This window comes from Aeromicrobium panaciterrae, from assembly GCF_031457275.1.
GTDB lineage: Bacteria > Actinomycetota > Actinomycetes > Propionibacteriales > Nocardioidaceae > Aeromicrobium > Aeromicrobium panaciterrae_A.
On the sequence record NZ_JAVDWH010000001.1, the window covers coordinates 2577811 to 2595970 of the forward strand.

At 63.1% G+C, this 18160-nt stretch carries 33 protein-coding genes; 2 read left to right on the forward strand and 31 right to left on the reverse strand.

Annotated elements, in window-relative coordinates; all coding sequences use genetic code 11:
• Positions 1–10 precede the first annotated feature (10 nt).
• The gene (locus J2X11_RS13165; RefSeq protein ID WP_309971787.1) at positions 11–601 is read left to right on the forward strand and encodes a class I SAM-dependent methyltransferase; all 591 of its coding nucleotides are present in this window, start codon (positions 11–13) and stop codon (positions 599–601) included.
• Here the strand turns inward: J2X11_RS13165 and J2X11_RS13170 are convergent.
• The 9 genes from J2X11_RS13170 to J2X11_RS13210 form a co-directional block, all read right to left on the reverse strand.
• Positions 598–1086 carry a DM13 domain-containing protein gene (locus tag J2X11_RS13170; protein ID WP_309971789.1) on the reverse strand — a complete coding sequence of 163 codons (489 nt, stop codon included), beginning with the start codon at positions 1084–1086 and terminating at the stop codon, positions 598–600. The genes J2X11_RS13165 and J2X11_RS13170 overlap by 4 nt on opposite strands.
• A 73-nt stretch (positions 1087–1159) precedes the next feature.
• Positions 1160–1753 carry a 50S ribosomal protein L17 gene (gene rplQ, locus J2X11_RS13175; RefSeq protein WP_309971791.1) on the reverse strand — a complete coding sequence of 198 codons (594 nt, stop codon included), beginning with the start codon at positions 1751–1753 and terminating at the stop codon, positions 1160–1162.
• Between the two features lie 34 nt (positions 1754–1787).
• Complete coding sequence (locus J2X11_RS13180) at positions 1788–2798, reverse strand: DNA-directed RNA polymerase subunit alpha (protein WP_309971792.1); 1011 nt, start codon at positions 2796–2798, stop codon at positions 1788–1790.
• A 74-nt stretch (positions 2799–2872) separates the two neighbouring features.
• Positions 2873–3481, reverse strand: a complete 609-nt coding sequence (gene rpsD, locus J2X11_RS13185) for a 30S ribosomal protein S4 (protein WP_309971794.1) — start codon at positions 3479–3481, stop codon at positions 2873–2875.
• Positions 3482–3510: 29 nt separating this feature from the next.
• Positions 3511–3906 carry a 30S ribosomal protein S11 gene (gene rpsK / locus J2X11_RS13190; RefSeq protein ID WP_309971796.1) on the reverse strand — a complete coding sequence of 132 codons (396 nt, stop codon included), beginning with the start codon at positions 3904–3906 and terminating at the stop codon, positions 3511–3513.
• Between the two features lie 6 nt (positions 3907–3912).
• Positions 3913–4281, reverse strand: a complete 369-nt coding sequence (gene rpsM / locus J2X11_RS13195; protein ID WP_309971798.1) for a 30S ribosomal protein S13 — start codon at positions 4279–4281, stop codon at positions 3913–3915.
• 183 nt (positions 4282–4464) lie between these two features.
• Positions 4465–4578 carry a 50S ribosomal protein L36 gene (gene rpmJ, locus J2X11_RS13200; RefSeq protein ID WP_008361054.1) on the reverse strand — a complete coding sequence of 38 codons (114 nt, stop codon included), beginning with the start codon at positions 4576–4578 and terminating at the stop codon, positions 4465–4467.
• Between the two features lie 44 nt (positions 4579–4622).
• Entirely contained in the window at positions 4623–4844 is a 222-nt protein-coding gene (gene infA / locus J2X11_RS13205) for a translation initiation factor IF-1 (protein ID WP_007078610.1), read from the reverse strand.
• 254 nt (positions 4845–5098) lie between these two features.
• Complete coding sequence (locus J2X11_RS13210; protein ID WP_396127862.1) at positions 5099–5569, reverse strand: Lrp/AsnC family transcriptional regulator; 471 nt, start codon at positions 5567–5569, stop codon at positions 5099–5101.
• A 163-nt stretch (positions 5570–5732) separates the two neighbouring features.
• Here J2X11_RS13210 and ddaH point away from each other — a divergent pair, with 163 nt between their 5' ends.
• Entirely contained in the window at positions 5733–6590 is an 858-nt protein-coding gene (ddaH, locus tag J2X11_RS13215) for a dimethylargininase (RefSeq protein ID WP_309971804.1), read from the forward strand.
• Positions 6591–6603: 13 nt separating this feature from the next.
• On the opposite strand, the gene map is transcribed toward ddaH, so the two are convergent.
• The 22 genes from map to rplD all read right to left on the reverse strand — a co-directional run bounded on the left by map (position 6604) and on the right by rplD (position 18157).
• The gene (gene map, locus J2X11_RS13220; protein WP_309971806.1) at positions 6604–7416 is read right to left on the reverse strand and encodes a type I methionyl aminopeptidase; all 813 of its coding nucleotides are present in this window, start codon (positions 7414–7416) and stop codon (positions 6604–6606) included.
• Complete coding sequence (locus J2X11_RS13225; protein ID WP_309971808.1) at positions 7416–7979, reverse strand: adenylate kinase; 564 nt, start codon at positions 7977–7979, stop codon at positions 7416–7418. Before J2X11_RS13225 ends, map begins: the two co-directional genes overlap by 1 nt.
• Positions 7979–9286, reverse strand: coding sequence for a preprotein translocase subunit SecY (gene secY, locus J2X11_RS13230; protein ID WP_309971810.1), 1308 nt, complete (start codon positions 9284–9286; stop codon positions 7979–7981). Before secY ends, J2X11_RS13225 begins: the two co-directional genes overlap by 1 nt.
• A 124-nt stretch (positions 9287–9410) precedes the next feature.
• The gene (gene rplO, locus J2X11_RS13235) at positions 9411–9854 is read right to left on the reverse strand and encodes a 50S ribosomal protein L15 (protein ID WP_309971812.1); all 444 of its coding nucleotides are present in this window, start codon (positions 9852–9854) and stop codon (positions 9411–9413) included.
• A gap of 1 nt (position 9855) precedes the next feature.
• A complete protein-coding gene (gene rpmD / locus J2X11_RS13240; RefSeq protein ID WP_309971814.1) occupies positions 9856–10041 on the reverse strand; it encodes a 50S ribosomal protein L30 in 186 nt (61 codons plus the stop codon).
• Positions 10041–10661 carry a 30S ribosomal protein S5 gene (gene rpsE / locus J2X11_RS13245; RefSeq protein ID WP_309971816.1) on the reverse strand — a complete coding sequence of 207 codons (621 nt, stop codon included), beginning with the start codon at positions 10659–10661 and terminating at the stop codon, positions 10041–10043. Before rpsE ends, rpmD begins: the two co-directional genes overlap by 1 nt.
• A complete protein-coding gene (gene rplR / locus J2X11_RS13250) occupies positions 10661–11044 on the reverse strand; it encodes a 50S ribosomal protein L18 (RefSeq protein WP_309971818.1) in 384 nt (127 codons plus the stop codon). The genes rpsE and rplR overlap by 1 nt, the downstream gene beginning before the upstream one ends.
• Positions 11045–11587 carry a 50S ribosomal protein L6 gene (rplF, locus tag J2X11_RS13255; protein WP_309971820.1) on the reverse strand — a complete coding sequence of 181 codons (543 nt, stop codon included), beginning with the start codon at positions 11585–11587 and terminating at the stop codon, positions 11045–11047.
• A gap of 13 nt (positions 11588–11600) precedes the next feature.
• Entirely contained in the window at positions 11601–12008 is a 408-nt protein-coding gene (rpsH, locus tag J2X11_RS13260) for a 30S ribosomal protein S8 (protein WP_309971822.1), read from the reverse strand.
• A 67-nt stretch (positions 12009–12075) separates the two neighbouring features.
• Positions 12076–12261 carry a type Z 30S ribosomal protein S14 gene (locus tag J2X11_RS13265; RefSeq protein ID WP_056209415.1) on the reverse strand — a complete coding sequence of 62 codons (186 nt, stop codon included), beginning with the start codon at positions 12259–12261 and terminating at the stop codon, positions 12076–12078.
• 1 nt (position 12262) lies between these two features.
• Positions 12263–12826: a 50S ribosomal protein L5 gene (rplE, locus tag J2X11_RS13270; RefSeq protein ID WP_309971824.1), complete on the reverse strand. Its 564-nt coding sequence runs from the start codon at positions 12824–12826 to the stop codon at positions 12263–12265.
• A gap of 1 nt (position 12827) precedes the next feature.
• A complete protein-coding gene (gene rplX, locus J2X11_RS13275) occupies positions 12828–13205 on the reverse strand; it encodes a 50S ribosomal protein L24 (protein WP_309971826.1) in 378 nt (125 codons plus the stop codon).
• A 1-nt stretch (position 13206) separates the two neighbouring features.
• Positions 13207–13575 (reverse strand): 50S ribosomal protein L14, encoded by a 369-nt coding sequence (gene rplN, locus J2X11_RS13280; protein ID WP_007078626.1) that lies wholly within the window; start codon positions 13573–13575, stop codon positions 13207–13209.
• Between the two features lie 10 nt (positions 13576–13585).
• Complete coding sequence (rpsQ, locus tag J2X11_RS13285) at positions 13586–13873, reverse strand: 30S ribosomal protein S17 (protein WP_309971828.1); 288 nt, start codon at positions 13871–13873, stop codon at positions 13586–13588.
• The gene (gene rpmC / locus J2X11_RS13290; RefSeq protein ID WP_396127863.1) at positions 13870–14106 is read right to left on the reverse strand and encodes a 50S ribosomal protein L29; all 237 of its coding nucleotides are present in this window, start codon (positions 14104–14106) and stop codon (positions 13870–13872) included. The genes rpsQ and rpmC overlap by 4 nt, the downstream gene beginning before the upstream one ends.
• On the reverse strand, positions 14106–14525 hold the full coding sequence (gene rplP / locus J2X11_RS13295) for a 50S ribosomal protein L16 (RefSeq protein WP_309971833.1): 420 nt from the start codon (positions 14523–14525) through the stop codon (positions 14106–14108). The genes rpmC and rplP overlap by 1 nt, the downstream gene beginning before the upstream one ends.
• The gene (gene rpsC, locus J2X11_RS13300) at positions 14525–15349 is read right to left on the reverse strand and encodes a 30S ribosomal protein S3 (RefSeq protein WP_309971835.1); all 825 of its coding nucleotides are present in this window, start codon (positions 15347–15349) and stop codon (positions 14525–14527) included. The genes rplP and rpsC overlap by 1 nt, the downstream gene beginning before the upstream one ends.
• Positions 15349–15807 carry a 50S ribosomal protein L22 gene (gene rplV, locus J2X11_RS13305; protein ID WP_309971838.1) on the reverse strand — a complete coding sequence of 153 codons (459 nt, stop codon included), beginning with the start codon at positions 15805–15807 and terminating at the stop codon, positions 15349–15351. The genes rpsC and rplV overlap by 1 nt, the downstream gene beginning before the upstream one ends.
• Positions 15804–16085, reverse strand: a complete 282-nt coding sequence (rpsS, locus tag J2X11_RS13310) for a 30S ribosomal protein S19 (RefSeq protein ID WP_309971840.1) — start codon at positions 16083–16085, stop codon at positions 15804–15806. Before rpsS ends, rplV begins: the two co-directional genes overlap by 4 nt.
• Before the next feature lie 17 nt (positions 16086–16102).
• Complete coding sequence (rplB, locus tag J2X11_RS13315; RefSeq protein ID WP_309971842.1) at positions 16103–16930, reverse strand: 50S ribosomal protein L2; 828 nt, start codon at positions 16928–16930, stop codon at positions 16103–16105.
• Positions 16931–16943: 13 nt separating this feature from the next.
• Positions 16944–17249 (reverse strand): 50S ribosomal protein L23, encoded by a 306-nt coding sequence (gene rplW, locus J2X11_RS13320; RefSeq protein ID WP_309971844.1) that lies wholly within the window; start codon positions 17247–17249, stop codon positions 16944–16946.
• On the reverse strand, positions 17246–18157 hold the full coding sequence (rplD, locus tag J2X11_RS13325; protein WP_309971846.1) for a 50S ribosomal protein L4: 912 nt from the start codon (positions 18155–18157) through the stop codon (positions 17246–17248). The genes rplW and rplD overlap by 4 nt, the downstream gene beginning before the upstream one ends.
• Between the last annotated feature and the right edge of the window lie 3 nt (positions 18158–18160).

Here is an 18160-nt window from a genome sequence, read left to right on the forward strand (position 1 = left end):
GACTGATCCAGTGACGGACCACTACTTCAGCGGGCAGCCAGGCTCTGAGGACCGGCGTCGCGAGATCACCACTCGCATCTGGGACCGCGAGATGACCTTCACAACCTCCAGTGGCGTCTTCGCCCAGGAGGGCCTCGACAAGGCCACTGCGGTCTTCCTGCAGCACAGCACGCCGCCGAGCGGCGGCACAATCCTCGACCTCGGCTGTGGCTGGGGACCCATCGCTTGCGCCATCGCAACTGCAGCACCGGACGCGACCGTATGGGCCGTCGACACGAACGAGCGCGCGCTCGACCTCACGCGTACGAACGCAGAGCGGCTCGGCGTCGCGGTGCACGCTGCGCTGCCCGAGAGCGTCCCGGCCGACCTCGTGTTCGACGAGATCTGGTCCAACCCTCCGATCCGCATCGGCAAGGCGCCACTCCACGAGCTGCTGCTGCAGTGGCTCCCGCGCCTTTCACCAGATGGCTCGGCTCACCTGGTGGTCGCCAAGAATCTCGGCGCAGATTCACTGCAGGCGTGGCTGGGAGACCAAGGGTGGCCCACCGAACGACTGGCCAGCGCAAAAGGCTTCCGGATCCTACGAGTGACTCGGCCCTAGATCTCCAGAGCCGCTGAGCCGAACGCAACGCGGAATCGCTTGCACCAGATCACAACGCTCTTGATGTCGTCGAGGTCGGCATCGGCGGGAATCGCGTAGTTGTGGTTGCCCTTGTTGGCCTTGAGCTCCCCCAGCTCGATGCGGTTGCCCTCGTCGTACTTGAACCAGCTTCCGCCGGCAGCGCGATCGGACAGCCACACGTGCAGATCGGGCCCGTTCGTTGTCTCGAAGCCCTCGAGGCGCAGGGTCAGCGACCCATCGGCCAGTCGAAGGATCTGGGCAGCACCCGAGGTGTCGTGCTCCTGGCTGACGAACGTGCCGCGTGCCATCTCCATCGGCAGGATCTCGGTCGAAGTTGGCGTCGGAGCAGAACGGGTCGGCACGGGTTCGTCAATCGTCTTGTTGGTGAAGCCCGTCCATGGCTCGAAGACAAATGCGGCGCCGACCAGCGCCACCGCAACGACCGCGAGAATCAACCGCTTCATCTGGGAAGTCTAGGTCGGGCAACGCAGAAGGCCCGCCACCTTGCGGTGACGGGCCTTCTGAACGAATGTTTGCCTACTTGGCGTCGTCCTCGGCAGCTTCCTCAGCGGGAGCTTCCTCGGCGACCTCAGCCTCAGCAACGACTTCGGCCTCTGCCGGAGCCTCAGCCTCGACTGCGACCTCTTCGACAGGTGCTTCGTCGACGACGTCTGCTTCGACAACCTCAGCCTCTTCAGCCGGAGCCTCAACCGGGGCAGCTGCCTTCGGTTCGGGCTTGGGCTTCTTGGGGGCCTGGTTCTGAGCGGCGAACGTCTTGGCTTCAACGATCTCGATGACGGCCATGGGGGCGTTGTCGCCCTTGCGCGGCGCGACCTTCGTGATGCGCGTGTATCCGCCGGGACGGGTCGCCATGGCGGGACCGATCTCGGTGAACAGCGTGTGCAGGATGCTCTTGTCACGAATGACCTTCACGACCTGGCGGCGGTTGGCCACCGTGTCGTTCTTGGCCTTCGAGATGAGCGACTCCGCGTACGGACGCAGACGACGCGCCTTGGCCTCAGTCGTCGTGATCTTGCCGTGCTCGAACAGGTTCTGAGCAAGGTTGGCAAGGATCAGCCGCTGGTGCGCTGGGCTGCCGCCGAGGCGGGGTCCCTTGGTGGGCGTAGGCATGATTTCTCCAGTTTCAGATCAGTCAGGCGAGCAGTTAGTACTGCTCGTCCTCGGCGAAGCTTGCGTCGTCGTCATAGGCGTCGATGACGGCCGACGGGTCGAAACCAGCCGGGCTGTCCTTGAGTGCAAGACCCATCTCAGCGAGCTTGGCCTTGACCTCGTCGATCGACTTCGAACCGAAGTTACGAATGTCGAGCAGGTCCTGCTCCGAGCGCGTGATGAGCTCGCCCACGGTGTGGACGCCCTCGCGCTTGAGGCAGTTGTAGGACCGCACGGTGAAGTTGAGGTCCTCGATCGGCAGAGCCAGGTCAGCAGCGAGCTGCTCGTCGACCGGGCTGGGACCGATGTCGATGCCCTCGGCCTCGACGTTGAGCTCACGGGCCAGGCCAAAGAGCTCGACCAGGGTCGAACCGGCCGACGCGATCGCGTCACGGGGCAGGATCGACTTCTTGGTCTCGACGTCAATGACGAGCTTGTCGAAGTCGGTGCGCTGCTCGACACGAGTTGCCTCGACCTTGTAGGTCACCTTGAGGACCGGCGAGTAGATCGAGTCGACCGGCATGCGGCCGATCTCTTCGTCACCGGACTTGTTCTGCACGGCCGAGACGTAGCCGCGGCCACGCTCGACAACGAGCTCGATTTCGATCTTGCCCTTGGTGTTGAGCGTTGCGATGTGCAGCTCGGGGTTGTGAACCTCGACGCCAGCGGGAGGCTGGATGTCGGCAGCGGTGACCGCGCCGGCACCTTCCTTGCGGACGTACATCACGACGGGCTCGTCGTTCTCCGAGGAGACGACCAGTTCCTTCAGGTTCAAGATGATCTCGGTGACGTCCTCGGTGATACCGGGGATGGTCGAGAACTCGTGCAGGACACCGTCGATCTTGATCGACGTAACTGCGGCGCCGGGAATCGACGAGAGCAGCGTACGGCGGATCGAGTTGCCGAGGGTGTAGCCGAAGCCGGGCTCGAGGGGCTCGATGACGAACCGCGAACGGAACTCGTCAACGACCTCTTCTGACAGGGCGGGGCGCTGGGCAATGAGCATTGTGTTCTTTCCTTTCCGAACCAACCTCTATTTGAAGGTCCGGGTTGTTCTCTGTTTGCAGAGACGGTTGGGGATCAGATCTTGGAGTAGAACTCCACGATCAGCTGTTCCTGGATCGGAACGGTGATCTGCTCGCGTACGGGCTGGGCGTGGACGAGGATGCGGCCGCGATCGGGCGCAACATCGAGCCAGGCAGGAACGGTGTCCTTGTCGAAGGTCTCGCGCGCCACGATGAACGGCGTGCTCTCCAGCGACTTGGTCTTGACGTCGATGATGTCGTGCTTGCTCACCTGGAACGACGGGATGTCGGTCTTGACGCCGTTGACCACGAAGTGACCGTGGTTGACGAGCTGGCGGGCGTGACGACGCGTACGGGCGAAGCCTGCACGGTAGACAACGTTGTCGAGACGAGACTCGAGGATCTGCAGCAGGTTGTCACCGGTCTTGCCGGGACGACGCGATGCGAGCTCGTAGTACTTGCGGAACTGCTTCTCGAGCACTCCGTAGGTGTAACGCGCCTTCTGCTTCTCGAGCAGCTGGTTGCGGTACTCCGACTCCTTGACCCGGGCGCGGCCGTGCTGGCCGGGAGGGTAAGGACGCTTTTCGAATGCAGCGTCACCACCGACGAGGTCGATGCCGAGGCGGCGCGACTTCTTGGTGAGAGGTCCGGTGTAACGGGCCATGATGGATAACTCCTAAAGAAAGGTGAGCGTCAGAGACGACGGTGCTTGGGGGGACGGCAGCCGTTGTGGGGGCTGGGTGTCACGTCGGAGATGGTGCCGACCTCAAGGCCGACTCCGCTCAGCGACCGGATTGCGGTTTCGCGGCCCGAACCGGGGCCCTTCACGAAAACGTCAACCTTCTTCATCCCGTGCTCCATCGCCTGGCGTCCGGCCGACTCAGCGGCCATACCTGCGGCGAACGGCGTGGACTTGCGCGAACCCTTGAATCCAACGGTTCCGCCAGAGGCCCATGCGATGACGGCACCCGTGGGGTCCGTGATCGTCACGTGTGTGTTGTTGAACGTGCTCTTGATGTGGGCTTCGCCCGCAGCAACGTTCTTCTTCTCCTTGCGGCGAGTCTTCTTGCCGGCTGTCTTAGGAGGCATGCGCTATCACTTCTTCTTTCCGGCAACGGTGCGCTTGGGGCCCTTGCGGGTACGCGCGTTGGTCTTGGTCCGCTGGCCACGAACGGGCAGGTGCGCACGGTGGCGACGGCCCTGGTAGCTGCCGATCTCCATCTTGCGGCGAATGTCGCCCGTGACCGTACGACGCAGGTCGCCTTCGGTCTCGTAGTTCGCTTCGATGTGATCGCGGAGTGCGACGAGGTCATTGTCGTCGAGCTCGTGGACGCGCTTGTCCGGGCTGATGCCGGTTGCAGCGAGTGTCTGGGCGGCGCGGGTGCGACCGATCCCGAATACGTACGTGAGTGCGATCTCAATGCGCTTTTCGCGCGGGAGATCTACTCCAACGAGGCGTGCCATGTAGGCAGTTCCTTCCGTTCGGCGAGGTATGGCCACCTGATGCATCCCAACTGCCTCCAGAACCTTCGGCGGTTCTGAGTCGGGCCCCGGCCTACGCTTCCGGGGGTAACCCGCCTCGATGCTGCTGAGACGGGAGCTATCAGATGTTGCATGTTGCTTGTGCTGTGAAGAAGTTGTGCTTGCTTAGCCCTGGCGCTGCTTGTGACGCGGGTTTTCGCAGATCACCATGACGCGGCCGTGGCGACGAATCACCTTGCACTTGTCACAGATCTTCTTCACGCTCGGGTTGACCTTCATCGAGATTCTCTCTTTGGGATCTGAACGTGTGTAGGTGTTGCTATTTACTTGTAGCGGTAGACGATGCGTCCGCGGCTGAGGTCATACGGCGAAAGCTCCACCACGACCCGGTCCTCAGGGAGGATTCGGATGTAGTGCTGGCGCATCTTGCCGCTGATGTGGGCGAGTACTTTGTGCCCGTTGGCGAGCTCGACGCGGAACATCGCGTTGGGCAGCGCTTCAACGACAGCGCCTTCCATCTCGATGACGCCTTCTTTTTTCGCCATAACCTCTTCTTCGGTTGCTTGTCTACTGTGTGTCAGCCCTGTCCGGCGCACCCCAACCACACCGCCGAAGCGGAAGCCGTGGCATGGGAATACGGACCTGAAAAGGCCGACTCCCAATTCTACGCGCACACAGGCGGCAGACTCAAATCGCCGAGACTGAGGCCGCCCGCGGCCGAACGTCGAGGTGGGTTGAGCGAACCGCGGCGAAGCTGCCAGGAAGGTCGAAACCAGGCGAGATCACCGCCCAAGGGGAGTCAGCCGGAGACGTCGAAATCGCCCTGAGTCGAGAGTCCGTGCCGATCGATCAGCCGCGACAGGACGATAGATGTCTCGGTGTGGTCAATCGCCGACGTCTCAGTCCGCACCCGCTCCAGCGCTCGTTCGAGGTCTCGTACGTCCTTGGCGACGATACGGAGCATCGCATCGGCCTGACCTGAGATCGTGGCGGCCGAATGAACCTCGGGTACGCGCGAGAACGCGTTGCGCAGCTCGTCAGGCGAGATGGCGCCCTTGCAATGCACCGCGACGTACGCCTCGGTGCTCCAACCGACCAGGTCCGGATCGAGCACGGCGGTAAAGCCGCTGATGACGCCATCGGCAAGCAATCGGTCGGTCCGACGCTTCACAGCTGGCGCGGAAAGGCCGATCTTGTCGCCGATCGCGGCATAACTGGCGCGCCCGTCTTCGAGCAAACAGCTGATGAGCTGGCGGTCGATGTTGTCCATGTTGAACATCTTCGCAAGAAATCGTCACACATGGGCAAATCGCACAACAAATCTACGGGTCAATGCACAGTTTCGACTTCGCCAGTGCGCCACCCGCGCAACTAACATTGATTCATTGCAAGGGAGTTCACATTTTTCTCGATGAACACTGCCGGAGGCCACATTGACCGTCATCGACACACGCACGCAGACCGCGCCCCAACGGACGGCCCGTACCCGGCACTACCTCATGTGCCCGCCTCAGCATTTCGAGGTCACGTACGCCATCAATCCGTGGATGAATACGCAGGTACCCGTCGATGTCGAGCGCGCTCATGTGCAATGGGAAGTCCTTCGCAACACCTATCTGAGCCTCGGCCACACGGTCGAGCTGATCGAGCCCATGGCCGGGCAGCCCGACATGGTGTTCGCCGCCAATGGCGGCCTCGTGGTCGGCAAGCGTGCCTATGGAGCGAAGTTCCGCTTCCCCGAGCGCACGGCCGAAGGCGTCGCCTACGGCGAATGGCTGAGCGAGTTCGGTATCGACGTCTTCCAGCCCGCGCAGATCAACGAGGGTGAGGGCGACTTCCTGGCCCTCAAGAAGATGATCCTCGCCGGCACCGGCTTCCGTACGTCTCTCGAGGCGCACATCGAGGCCGCCAACGCCCTCGACCGCCCCGTCGTCTCGCTCGAACTCGTCGACCCGCGGTTCTATCACCTCGACACCGCGATCGCGATCCTCGACGACGGCCACGGCGACTCCCCCGCGGAAATCGCCTACTTCCCCGGCGCGTTCAGCAGGCACAGCCAGCGCACTCTGCGCGACCTGTTCCCGAACGCGATCCTCTGCACCGAAGCTGACGCCCTTGTCCTGGGCCTCAACTCCGTGAGCGACGGACGCAACGTGGTCGTACCGTCCGCTGCTGAGCGATTCAGTGAGCAGCTACGCGAGCGTGGCTACAACCCGGTGCCGGTCGACCTGAGCGAGTTCCTCAAGTCAGGCGGCAGTGTGAAGTGCTGCACCATGGAGATGCACCGCTAAATCACGGCGAGGCTCAGTGGCCGCCGTACGGCACGCCAAGAGCTTCGAGCCTGGCCTTGCCGCCATCGAGTGCGGTGAGCACCCACGCACCCGTGTCCGTGAGCGTGAAGGTGTGCTCGTAATGGGCTGCCCATGAACCGTCGGTCGTCACAACGGTCCAGTCGTCGGCGAGCGTACGAGTGTTGGGCGTATCGAGGGTGACCATCGGCTCAACCGCAAGGGCTAGTCCCTTGACCAGCTTGACGCCGCGACCCGGTCGACCCACATTGGGCACGTTGGGTGGCTGATGCATTGCCGATCCGATCCCGTGACCGGTGAAGCCCTCGACGATCCCGTAGTCACCCTGGGCGCGTACGGAAGTCTCGACGGCGTGGCTGATGTCGGAAACCCGCCCGCCGAGCCGAGCGGCGGCAATGCCATCCCACAGCGACTGCTCAGTAACGCGCATCAGCTCGGTGACCTCGTCGGGTACGTCGCCGATCGCAACCGTGATCGCCGCGTCGCCGTGCCAACCGTCAATGATCGCGCCGCAGTCGATCGAGATGATGTCGCCATCCTGCAGCGTCCGAGTGCCAGGGATCCCGTGCACAACTTCGTCATTGACTGACGTACAGATGACACCCGTGAACCCGTGATAGCCGAGGAAGTTGGACGTCGCGCCCTGGGAGCGGATGTGATCGTGCGCCAGGGCATCGAGCTCGGCGGTCGTCATACCGGCCTGAACGGTGGAGCGTAGGAGCTCAAGCGTCGAACCGACCACCAGGCCGGCTTCGCGCATCGACTCAATCTGAGCCGGGGTCTTGATCTCGATCCCGCGGTCGAACATCAGCGAGGCAGCGCGTCGACGATCCGTTGGCCGACTTCGTCGGCTTCGCCCATGCCGTCAACCTCGATCAGCAGACCGCGGCCGCCGTAGATCTCGATCAGCGGTGCCGTCTCGTTCGTGTAGACCTCTTGACGGTGACGGATGACGTCTTCGGTGTCATCTGCCCGGCCGCTGGTCTCTGCACGCTTGAGGAGACGCTGAATGAGTTCTTCGGGATCGACGACAAGCTCAATCACGCCGTCGAGCTTGGTGCCGAGCGATTCAAGGATTCCGTCAAGGGTCGATACCTGATCGACCGTTCGGGGGTAACCGTCGAGGATGAACGCGTCGCGAGCATCGTCTTGCGCCAGCCGGTCCTTGACCATGGCGTTGGTGATCTCGTCGGGTACGTACTCGCCGGCGTCCATGTAGCGCTGCGCCGCCTGGCCCAGCTCCGTCTGCTGCGACACGTTGGCGCGGAAGATGTCACCGGTCGAAATGTGGGCACCACCGAGCAGTGTCGCGAGCCCAACAGCCTGGGTGCCCTTGCCCGCGCCGGGGGGTCCCATGATCAGCAGCCGCATTACTTGAGGAAGCCTTCGTAGTTGCGCTGCTGCAGCTGGCTCTCGATCTGCTTGACCGTGTCAAGACCGACGCCCACGATGATCAAAATCGTGGTGCCACCGAACGGGAAGTTCTGGTTGGCGTTGAGCAGGGCAATGGCAATCGACGGGATGAGCGCGATCAACCCCAGATAGAGAGCACCCGGAAGAGTGATGCGGCTCAAGACGTATGCGAGGTAGTCCTGCGTCGGGCGGCCTGCTCGGATGCCCGGGATGAACCCGCCGTACTTCTTCATGTTGTCGGCGACTTCTTCGGGGTTGAACGTGATCGAGACGTAGAAGTACGTGAAGAACACGATCAGCAGGAAGAACGACGCCATGTAATAGGGGTGATCGCCCTTGACGAAGTGCGCGACGACCCAGTTGGACCAGGGCGCGTCAGGGTTGAACTGAGCAAGCAAAGCGGGGAGATACATCAGGCTCGAGGCGAAGATGACCGGGATGATGCCGGCCTGGTTGACCTTGAGCGGAATGTACGTCGACGAGCCACCGAACATGCGACGCCCGACCATGCGCTTGGCGTACTGCACCGGGATGCGGCGCTGAGCTTGCTCGATGAAGATGACGGCCGCGACGATCACGAGACCGACGAGCACCACGAGGACGAAGGTCGCCCAGCCCTTTGACTGCTGGATACCCCACATCGCTCCGGGGAACGTTGCCGTGACCTGCGTGAAGATGAGGATCGACATACCGTTGCCGACGCCGCGGTCAGTGATGAGCTCACCGAGCCACATGATCACGGCGGTACCGGCCACCATGGTCAGCACGATCAACAGGAACGACCAGATGCTGTCGTTGTTGTAGAGGAGGGGTTTGCCGCTGTCAGCACCACCGAAGAGGTTGCCGCTGCGGGCGAGCGCCACGATGCCGGTCGCCTGCAAAATTGCGAGGCCCAGCGTCAGGTAGCGGGTGTACTGCGTGATCTTGGTCTGTCCCGCCTGACCCTCCTTCTTGAGGGCCTCCAGACGAGGGATCACGACGACGAGCAGCTGCAGGATGATGCTCGCCGTGATGTAAGGCATGATGCCCAGCGCGAAGACCGTCAGCTGCAGCAGTGCGCCGCCTGAGAAGACGTTGATCAGGGAGAACAGTCCGCTGTTCTCACCCGTGGATGCCGCCGTGACAGCGTCTTGGACGTTGGCGACGTTGATGCCGGGGGCAGGCGTAGTCGATCCCAGTCGGAACAGGACGATGATGAAGAGGACGAAGAGAAGCTTCTTCCTCAAGTCAGGCGTCCTGAACGCGTTGACGAAGGCGCTGAGCACCGCGAGCCTCCTCGTGCACTGATGTGCGTGTGTATGACCGACAAAAGCGGGCTTTCGCCCGCGCTAGAACTCTAACAGTGAAGAAAATCACCGGAGCAGGACATATGTCCCGCTCCGGTGATCATCAGCCGAGGACGGTGACGCTGCCGCCGGCTGCTTCGATCTTGGTCTTGGCCGAGCCGGAGAACTTGTTCGCCGTGACCTGGACCTTGACAGTGATCTCGCCCTGTCCGAGGACCTTGACGGGGCGGCCCTTGCGGACAGCACCGTTGGCAACCAGAGCCTCGACGTCGATGGAGCCACCCTTGGGGAAGAGCTCCTCGATGCGATCGAGGTTGACGACCTGGTATTCCTCGCGGAACGGGTTCTTGAACCCCTTCAGCTTGGGCAGACGCATGTGAATCGGGACCTGGCCACCTTCGAAGCCAACCGGTACCTGGTAACGAGCCTTCGTTCCCTTGGTACCGCGACCAGCGGTCTTGCCCTTCGAGCCCTCACCACGACCAACGCGGGTCTTGGCAGTCTTGGCTCCGGGAGCCGGGCGCAAGTGATGCAGCTTGAGCGCCATGTCAGTCAACCTCCTTGAGGTCCACGAGGTGCGGAATGGACTCAGCCATGCCACGGATCTCTGGACGGTCTTCCTTGACGACGACATCGCCGATGCGCTTGAGACCCAGCGAACGCAGAGTTTCGCGCTGCTTGGGCTTACGGCCGATGGCCGAACGGAGCTGGGTTACCTGAAGCTTCTTGGCCATCAGACACCTGCTCCGGCTTCAGCCTTGGCTTTCGCCTCGGCAATGCCTTCCTTGCCGGCACGAAGCAGAGCCGCCGGGGCGACCTGCTCGACCGTGAGGCCACGACGCGCGGCAACCATCTCCGGCGATTCGAGCAGCTTGAGTGCTGCCACGGTCGCGTGAACGATGTTGATCGCGTTCGAGGAACCCAGCGACTTCGACAGAACGTCGTGGATGCCCGCAGCTTCGAGCACTGCACGCACCGGGCCACCGGCGATGACGCCGGTACCGGGCGATGCGGGACGCAGGAAGACGACGCCAGCCGCCTTCTCGCCCTGCACCGGGTGGGGGATGGTGCCCTGGATGCGCGGAACGCGGAAGAAGGACTTCTTGGCCTCTTCGACGCCCTTGGCGATCGCGGTGGGAACTTCCTTGGCCTTGCCGTAGCCGACGCCGACCTGTCCGTCGCCGTCGCCGACGATCACGAGAGCGGTGAAGCTGAAGCGACGACCACCCTTGACGACCTTGGCGACACGGTTGATCGTGACGACTTTTTCGATGTACTGGGACTTCTCGGCGCCGCGCTCATTGCCGCGACCCCGTCCGCCCGCTCCGCCTCCGCGGCGCTGTTGGGTGCTCATCAGAACTCCAGTCCTGCTTCACGGGCGCCGTCGGCGAGTGCCGCGACGCGTCCTGCGTACTTGTTGCCAGCGCGGTCGAAGACGACGGTCGAGATGCCGGCCTTCTTGGCGCGGTCCGCTACGAGCTCACCGACGCGCTTGGCCTTGGCCGACTTGTCGCCAGCCAGTCCACGCAGATCAGCTTCCATCGTCGATGCGGAGACCAGGGTGCGGCCTTCGAGGTCGTTGACGACCTGAGCGACGATGTGCTTGCTCGAGCGCGTGACGACGAGACGCGGCCGGTCAGCCGAGCCTTCGATCTTCTTGCGTCCGCGCACCTGACGACGCAGACGCGACGCAGTGCGAGGCGCTGTGTGCTTGGCGTGCTTGATCGAGATTGCCATTTACTTACCGGCCTTTCCGACCTTGCGACGAACGTGCTCGCCGGCGTAGCGCACGCCCTTGCCCTTGTAAGGCTCAGGCTTGCGGATCTTGCGGATGTTGGCTGCGACTTCACCGACGGCCTGCTTGTCGATGCCGTGCACGGCAAACTTGGTGGGTGACTCGACCGAGAACGTGATGCCCTCGGGAGCCTGGACCGGGACCGGGTGGCTGAAGCCGAGCGCGAACTCGAGTGCAGCCGGGCCCTTGGCCTGGACGCGGTAACCAACGCCGACGATTTCGAGCTTCTTCTCGTAACCTTCGGTGACGCCGATGACCATGTTGCTGATCAGCGTGCGGGAGAGGCCGTGAAGAGCCTTGCTCTTGCGCTCGTCGTTGGGACGCTCGACTGCGAGCGTGCCGTCATCGTCCTTGCGAACGGTGATCGGCTCGGCCACGGTGTGCGCGAGCTCGCCCTTGGGGCCCTTGACGCGAACGTCCTGGCCTTCGATCGTCACTTCGACACCCATAGGTACGGCGACGGGCATCTTGCCGATGCGTGACATGTCGTACCTCCCTTTACCAGACGTAGGCGAGGACTTCTCCGCCTACGCCCTTCTGGTTTGCCTGACGATCCGTGAGGAGGCCCTGGCTGGTGGAAATGATGGCGACGCCGAGTCCGCCGAGCACCTTGGGCAGGCCAGTGGACTTCGCGTAGACGCGGAGGCCGGGCTTGCTGATGCGGCGGATGCCAGCGATCGAACGCTCGCGATGAGGTCCGTACTTGAGGGTGATCGTGAGCGACTTGCTCACCTCTCCCTCCTTGGGCTCAGTCACGTCGATCGAGGTGATGTAGCCCTCCTGCTTCAGGATCTCGGCGACGCCGGCCTTCAGCTTGGAGTACGGCATGCTCACGCTGTCGTGGTATGCCTGATTGCCGTTGCGGACACGCGTCAGCATGTCGGCGATCGGATCGGTCATTGTCATAGTTCAGGTGTTCCATTCCTGCCCCGGTTTCCTCAACGGACCTGTGGCGTTCAGTGGGTTTAGGTGATTACCAGGAGCTCTTGGTGATGCCGGGCAGCTCGCCGCGGTGTGCCATCTCGCGAAGGCAGATGCGGCAGAGGCCGAACTTCTTGTAGACCGAGCGCGGGCGTCCACAACGCTGGCAGCGGGTGTAACCGCGGACAGCGAACTTGGGCTTGCGAGCGGCCTTGACCTTCAGTCCAGTCTTCGCCATGTCAGTTCTCCTTGTAAGGGAACCCGAGCAGCTTGAGCAGCGCGCGTCCCTCGTCGTCGTTGGTCGCCGTGGTGACGATCGTGATGTCCATTCCACGCGAGCGGTCGATCTTGTCCTGATCGATCTCGTGGAACATGACCTGCTCGGTCAGACCGAACGTGTAGTTGCCACGACCGTCAAACTGCTTGGGCGAAAGCCCACGGAAGTCGCGGATACGAGGAAGTGCGAGCGTCAGCAGACGATCGAGGAACTCCCACATACGGTCGCCGCGCAGTGTGACGTGCGCACCGATCGGCATACCTTCACGCAGTTTGAACTGCGCGATGGACTTGCGAGCCTTGGTGACCTGCGGCTTCTGGCCCGTGATGGCGGTCAGGTCCTTGATGGCACCTTCGATGAGCTTGCCGTCGCGAGCAGCCTCGCCGACGCCCATGTTGACGACGATCTTGGTGAGGCCTGGAACCTGCATGACGTTGGCGTAGTTGAACTCCTCGCGGAGGGCCGGAAGGATCTCTTCGCGGTAACGCGCCTTGAGGCGGGGTGCTGTAGTAGCGGTGTCAGCCATTTCAGATCTCCTTTCCGGTCTTCTTGGCGATACGCACGCTGCGGTGCGCGGAGTAGGTGGAACCGTCGGGACGGGACTTGGTGACCTCGTCGCGGCGGAAGCCGATGCGAGTAGTGGTCTTGCCACCCTTGCCATCGACGAGCAGCATCACATTGGAGATGTGAATCGGGGCCTCGCTGGTGATGATGCCTCCCGTGCTTCCGCCACCGGCCTGTCCAGCCTTGGTGTGACGCTTCACGCGGTTGACGCCTTCGACGATGATGCGGTTCTGCTCGCTGATCACTTCGATCACCGAACCAGTCACACCCTTGTCCTTGCCAGCGATGACCTTGACCTGGTCACCCTTTTTGATGCTGATGGAACCTGCGTTGCGGGCCATCTCAGAGCACCTCCGGTGCGAGAGAAATGATGCGCATGAACTTCTTGTCGCGAAGCTCGCGCCCAACGGGACCGAAGATGCGCGTACCGCGCGGGTCGCCATCGGCCTTGAGAATGACTGCTGCGTTCTCGTCGAACTTGATGTACGAACCATCCGGACGACGGCGCTCCTTGACGGTGCGCACGACAACAGCCTTGACGACCTCACCCTTCTTGACGTTTCCGCCGGGGATTGCGTCCTTGACAGTGGCGACGATGGTGTCACCGATGCCGGCATAGCGCCGACCCGAGCCACCGAGCACACGGATGCAAAGGATTTCCTTGGCACCGGTGTTGTCGGCGACCTTGAGTCGCGACTCTTGCTGAATCATCTGTCGTCTCCTACTTGGCCTTCTCGAGGATCTCGACGATGCGCCAACGCTTGGTGGCGGACAGCGGACGAGTCTCCATGATGAGAACCCGGTCGCCGATGCCAGCGTCATTCGCTTCGTCGTGAGCCTTGAGCTTGATGTTGCGACGCAGAACCTTGCCGTAGAGCGCGTGCTTGACGCGTTCTTCGACGTTGACCACGACGGTCTTGTCCATCTTGTCGCTGACGACAAGTCCCTCGCGGGTCTTGCGCGCGGTGCGGTCGGTCACTGCTTCGTCCTTCGTCTTCTTGTCATTCATGCCTTGGCCACCTCATCCGATACAGACTCGACGATGCCGAGCTCGCGCTCACGCATGACGGTGTAGATCCGTGCGATGTCCTTGCGCACTGCCCGAAGTCGGGCGGTGTTGTCGAGCTGTCCGGTTGCGTTCTGGAAACGCAGGTTGAACAGTTCTTCCTTGGCTTCTGCAAGCTTGAGCGCCAGGTCCTCGGCGCCAACCGTGCGCAGCTCTGCGGCTGTCGACTGCGGCATCACAGCTCACCTGTCTCTCGGGTGATGAAGCGTGCCTTCATGGGCAGCTTGTGGATCGCGCGGCGCATGGCCTCGCGTGCGGTGCCTTCGTCGACGCCGGACAGTTCGAACATGACGCGTCCGGGCTTGACGTTGGCGACCCACCACTCAGGCGAACCCTTACCGGAACCCATGCGGGTCTCGGCAGGCTTCTTGGTGAGCGGACGGTCCGGGTAGATGTTGATCCAGACCTTTCCGCCACGCTTGATGTGGCGCGTCATGGCGATACGAGCGGACTCGATCTGACGGTTGGTCACGTATGCAGGCGTAAGCGCCTGAATGCCGTAGTCACCGAACGCCAGCGTGGTGCCGCCCTTGGCTGCACCGCGACGGGTGGGGTGGTGCTGCTTGCGGTACTTGACCCTACGTGGCATCAACATCAGGAAGCCTCCCCTGCGGGTGCGGCTGCCACTGCTTCGGCCGGAGCTTCGGCAGGTGCGGCGGTCTCGGCTGCCGGAGCGGCCGCGTCATCACGTGCGGGGCGACGCGGGGCGCCAGCGCCACCACGTGCCGGGGGACGGCGGTTGGAGCCGGGTGCAGCCGCACGCTTGGCCGCTTCGGCCTCGCGCTCGGCGCGGGTGCCCGCAACCTCGCCCTTGTAGATCCAGACCTTGACGCCAATGCGACCGAAAGTCGTCTTGGCCTCGTAGAAGCCGTAGTCGACGTCAGCGCGGAGCGTGTGCAGTGGCACGCGGCCTTCGCGGTAGAACTCCGAGCGGCTCATCTCGGCGCCACCGAGGCGGCCCGAGCACTGGATACGGATGCCCTTGGCACCGCTGCGCATCGTGGTCTGCATCGCCTTGCGCATGGCACGACGGAACTGGACACGACCCGAGAGCTGCTCGGCAACACCCTGGGCAACAAGCTGAGCGTCCATCTCGGGGTTCTTGACCTCGAGGATGTTCAGCTGAACCTGCTTGCCCGTGAGCTTCTCGAGGTCGCCGCGGATGCGGTCAGCCTCGGCGCCACGGCGGCCGATGACAATGCCAGGACGAGCAGTGTGGATGTCGACACGTACGCGGTCACGCGTGCGCTCGATCTCGACACGGCTGATGCCAGCGCGGTCCATGCCCTTGGTGAGCATCTTGCGGATCTGCACGTCTTCACCGACGTAGCTCTTGTAGAGCTTGTCGGCGTACCAACGGCTCTTGTGATCCGTCGAGATGCCCAGTCGGAAACCGTGCGGGTTGATTTTCTGTCCCACTATCGGGCCCCGCCCTTCTTCTTGGAGTTCTTGATGTTGGCCGCTTCGCGCTTGGCAGCAACGAGCTCTGCCGGCTGAACGACCACGGTCAGGTGGCTGCTGCGCTTGAGGATGCGGTTGGCCGCACCCTTGGCGCGCGGACGCCAACGCTTCATCGTCGGGCCCTCGTCCACGTGGACGACGGTGATGACGAGCTGCGAGCGGTCGAGACCTTCAGTGGTCTCGGCGTTGGCAGCGGCGCTGTCGACGAGCTTGTAGAAGTTCTCGGCAACGGCCTGCGGTGCGAACTGCAGGATCGCCAGAGCGTTGTCTACGGACTCGCCACGGATCAGGTCGCCAACACGGCGCGACTTCTGCGCGGTGACGCGCACGAAACGTGCCACGGCGAACGAGCCGGGCTCGTCGCCGAGCAGGCGCTCGCGGCGCGCGCTCACGCTTTCACGGGTAGCTGCACTCATCGCCTCTTCGCCTTCCGATCGTCCTTCTCGTGACCGCGGAACGTACGGGTCGGGGCGAATTCGCCCAGCTTGTGACCCACCATCGAGTCCGTGACGAACACGGGTACGTGCTTGCGGCCGTCGTGCACGGCGATCGTGTGTCCAATGAAGGACGGCAGGATCATCGAGCGGCGCGACCAGGTCTTGATCACGTTGTGGGTCTCGGCAGCGTTCTGCGCGTCGACCTTCTTCTCGAGGTGCCCGTCAACGAACGGGCCCTTCTTCAAACTGCGTGGCATCTGTAAACCAATCCTTCTCAGCGGCCGGACTTGCGGCGGCGGACGATTTGCGAGTCGCTGGCCTTGCGCTTGCGCGTACGGCCTTCCGGCTTGCCCCACGGGGAGACGGGGTGACGTCCACCGGACGTCTTGCCCTCACCACCACCGTGCGGGTGATCGACCGGGTTCATGGCGACACCGCGGACGGTCGGGCGCTTGCCCTTCCAGCGGTTACGGCCAGCCTTGCCCCAGTTGATGTTGGACTGCTCGGCGTTGCCGACCTCACCGATCGAGGCGCGGCAGCGAACGTCGACGTAGCGCATCTCGCCGGAAGGCAGACGCAACTGCGCCTTGGCGCCTTCCTTGGCGACGAGCTGAACCTTCACACCGGCGGAGCGACCCATCTTGGCGCCACCGCCCGGACGCAGCTCCACATTGTGGATCAGCGTTCCGACCGGGATGTTGCGCAGCGGAAGGTTGTTGCCGGGCTTGATGTCGGCGCCAACACCGGACTCGACGGCCATGCCCTGCTTGAGGCCCTCGGGAGCAACGATGTAGCGCTTCTCGCCATCGGCGTAGTGCAGCAGCGCGATGCGAGCGGTGCGGTTGGGGTCGTACTCAATGTGAGCGACCTTGGCCGGCACGCCGTCCTTGTCATAGCGACGGAAGTCGATGATGCGGTAAGCGCGCTTGTGACCGCCACCCTGGTGACGCGTGGTGATGCGTCCCTGGTTGTTGCGGCCGCCCTTCTTGGGCAGCGGCTCCGTCAGCGACTTCTCAGAAGTCGTGCGGGTGATCTCGGCGAAGTCGGCGACGCTCGAGCCACGACGGCCCGGCGTTGTCGGCTTGTACTTGCGAATAGCCATATGTCCTCAGTCCTCAGGCGCTCGGCGTCGAGAAGATGTCGATGCTCTGACCGGCGGCCACGCTCACGATTGCTCGCTTGGTGTCCTTGCGCTTGCCAAGGCCCGTCTTGGTACGACGGGTCTTGCCCTTGCGGTTGAGCGTGTTAACAGCGGTGACCTTGACGCCGAAGATCTTCTCAACGGCGATCTTGATCTCGGTCTTGTTGGCATCCGGGTGCACCACGAAGGTGTACTTGTTGTCGTCGAGCAGGCCGTAGCTCTTCTCGCTGACAACCGGAGCGATCAGGATGTCGCGGTGGTCCTTGTGGATCGTGCTCACTTGTCGTCTCCAGTCTTCTTCGCAGGAGCCTTCTTAGCGGGCGCCTTCTTGGCTGCAGGTGCCTTCTTGGCGGCAGCCTTGGCAGGAGCAGCCTTCTTGGCAGCTGCCTTGGCCGGAGCCTTCTTGGCCGGAGTTTCAGCAGCAGCCTTCTTGGCAGCAGGCGCCTTCTTGGCGGCCGGTGCAGCCTCGGTCTCGACGGCCTTCGCCGGCGCGGCCTTCTTGGCAGGTGCCTTCTTCGCAGGAGCCTTGGCGGCCGGCTTGGTGTCCGGGTCCGTTGCGGCCTTGCTCAGCGCGATCGTCTTGGCACCCTCGGCGGAACGAGCCGCCACGAATGCGTCGAACGCAGCCTGCGTGAAGACGATGTCGTCACTCAGCAGGACGTCGTACGTGTTGAGCTGGTCGAACGACAGGATGACCGTGTCGGTGACGTTGCGCAGGCTCAGCTCGGTGACGCTGTCGTTGCGGTCAACGACCACAAGGATGCGCGTACGAGTCGTGAGACCAGCAAGCGTTGCGATGGCGGACTTGGTCGACGGCTTGTCACCCTCGACGAAGCTGTCGATGACGTGCAGACGGCCAGTGCGTGCCCGGTCGGAGAGGGCACCGCGCAGGGCGGCAGCCTTCATCTTCTTGGGGGTGCGCTGTTCGTAGTCACGCGGCTTGGGGCCGTGGACGATGCCACCACCGTTGTACTGAGGTGCGCGGATCGAGCCCTGACGAGCGCGACCTGTGCCCTTCTGGCGGTAAGGCTTCTTGCCACCACCGGACACCTCGCCACGCGACTTGGTGCTGTGCGTTCCCTGGCGGGCAGCAGCCAGCTGGGCAACGACGACCTGGTGGATCAGCGGGATGTTGGTCTGTACGTCGAAGATGTCGACGGGCAGCTGAGCATCAATGGTCTTTGCCATGGT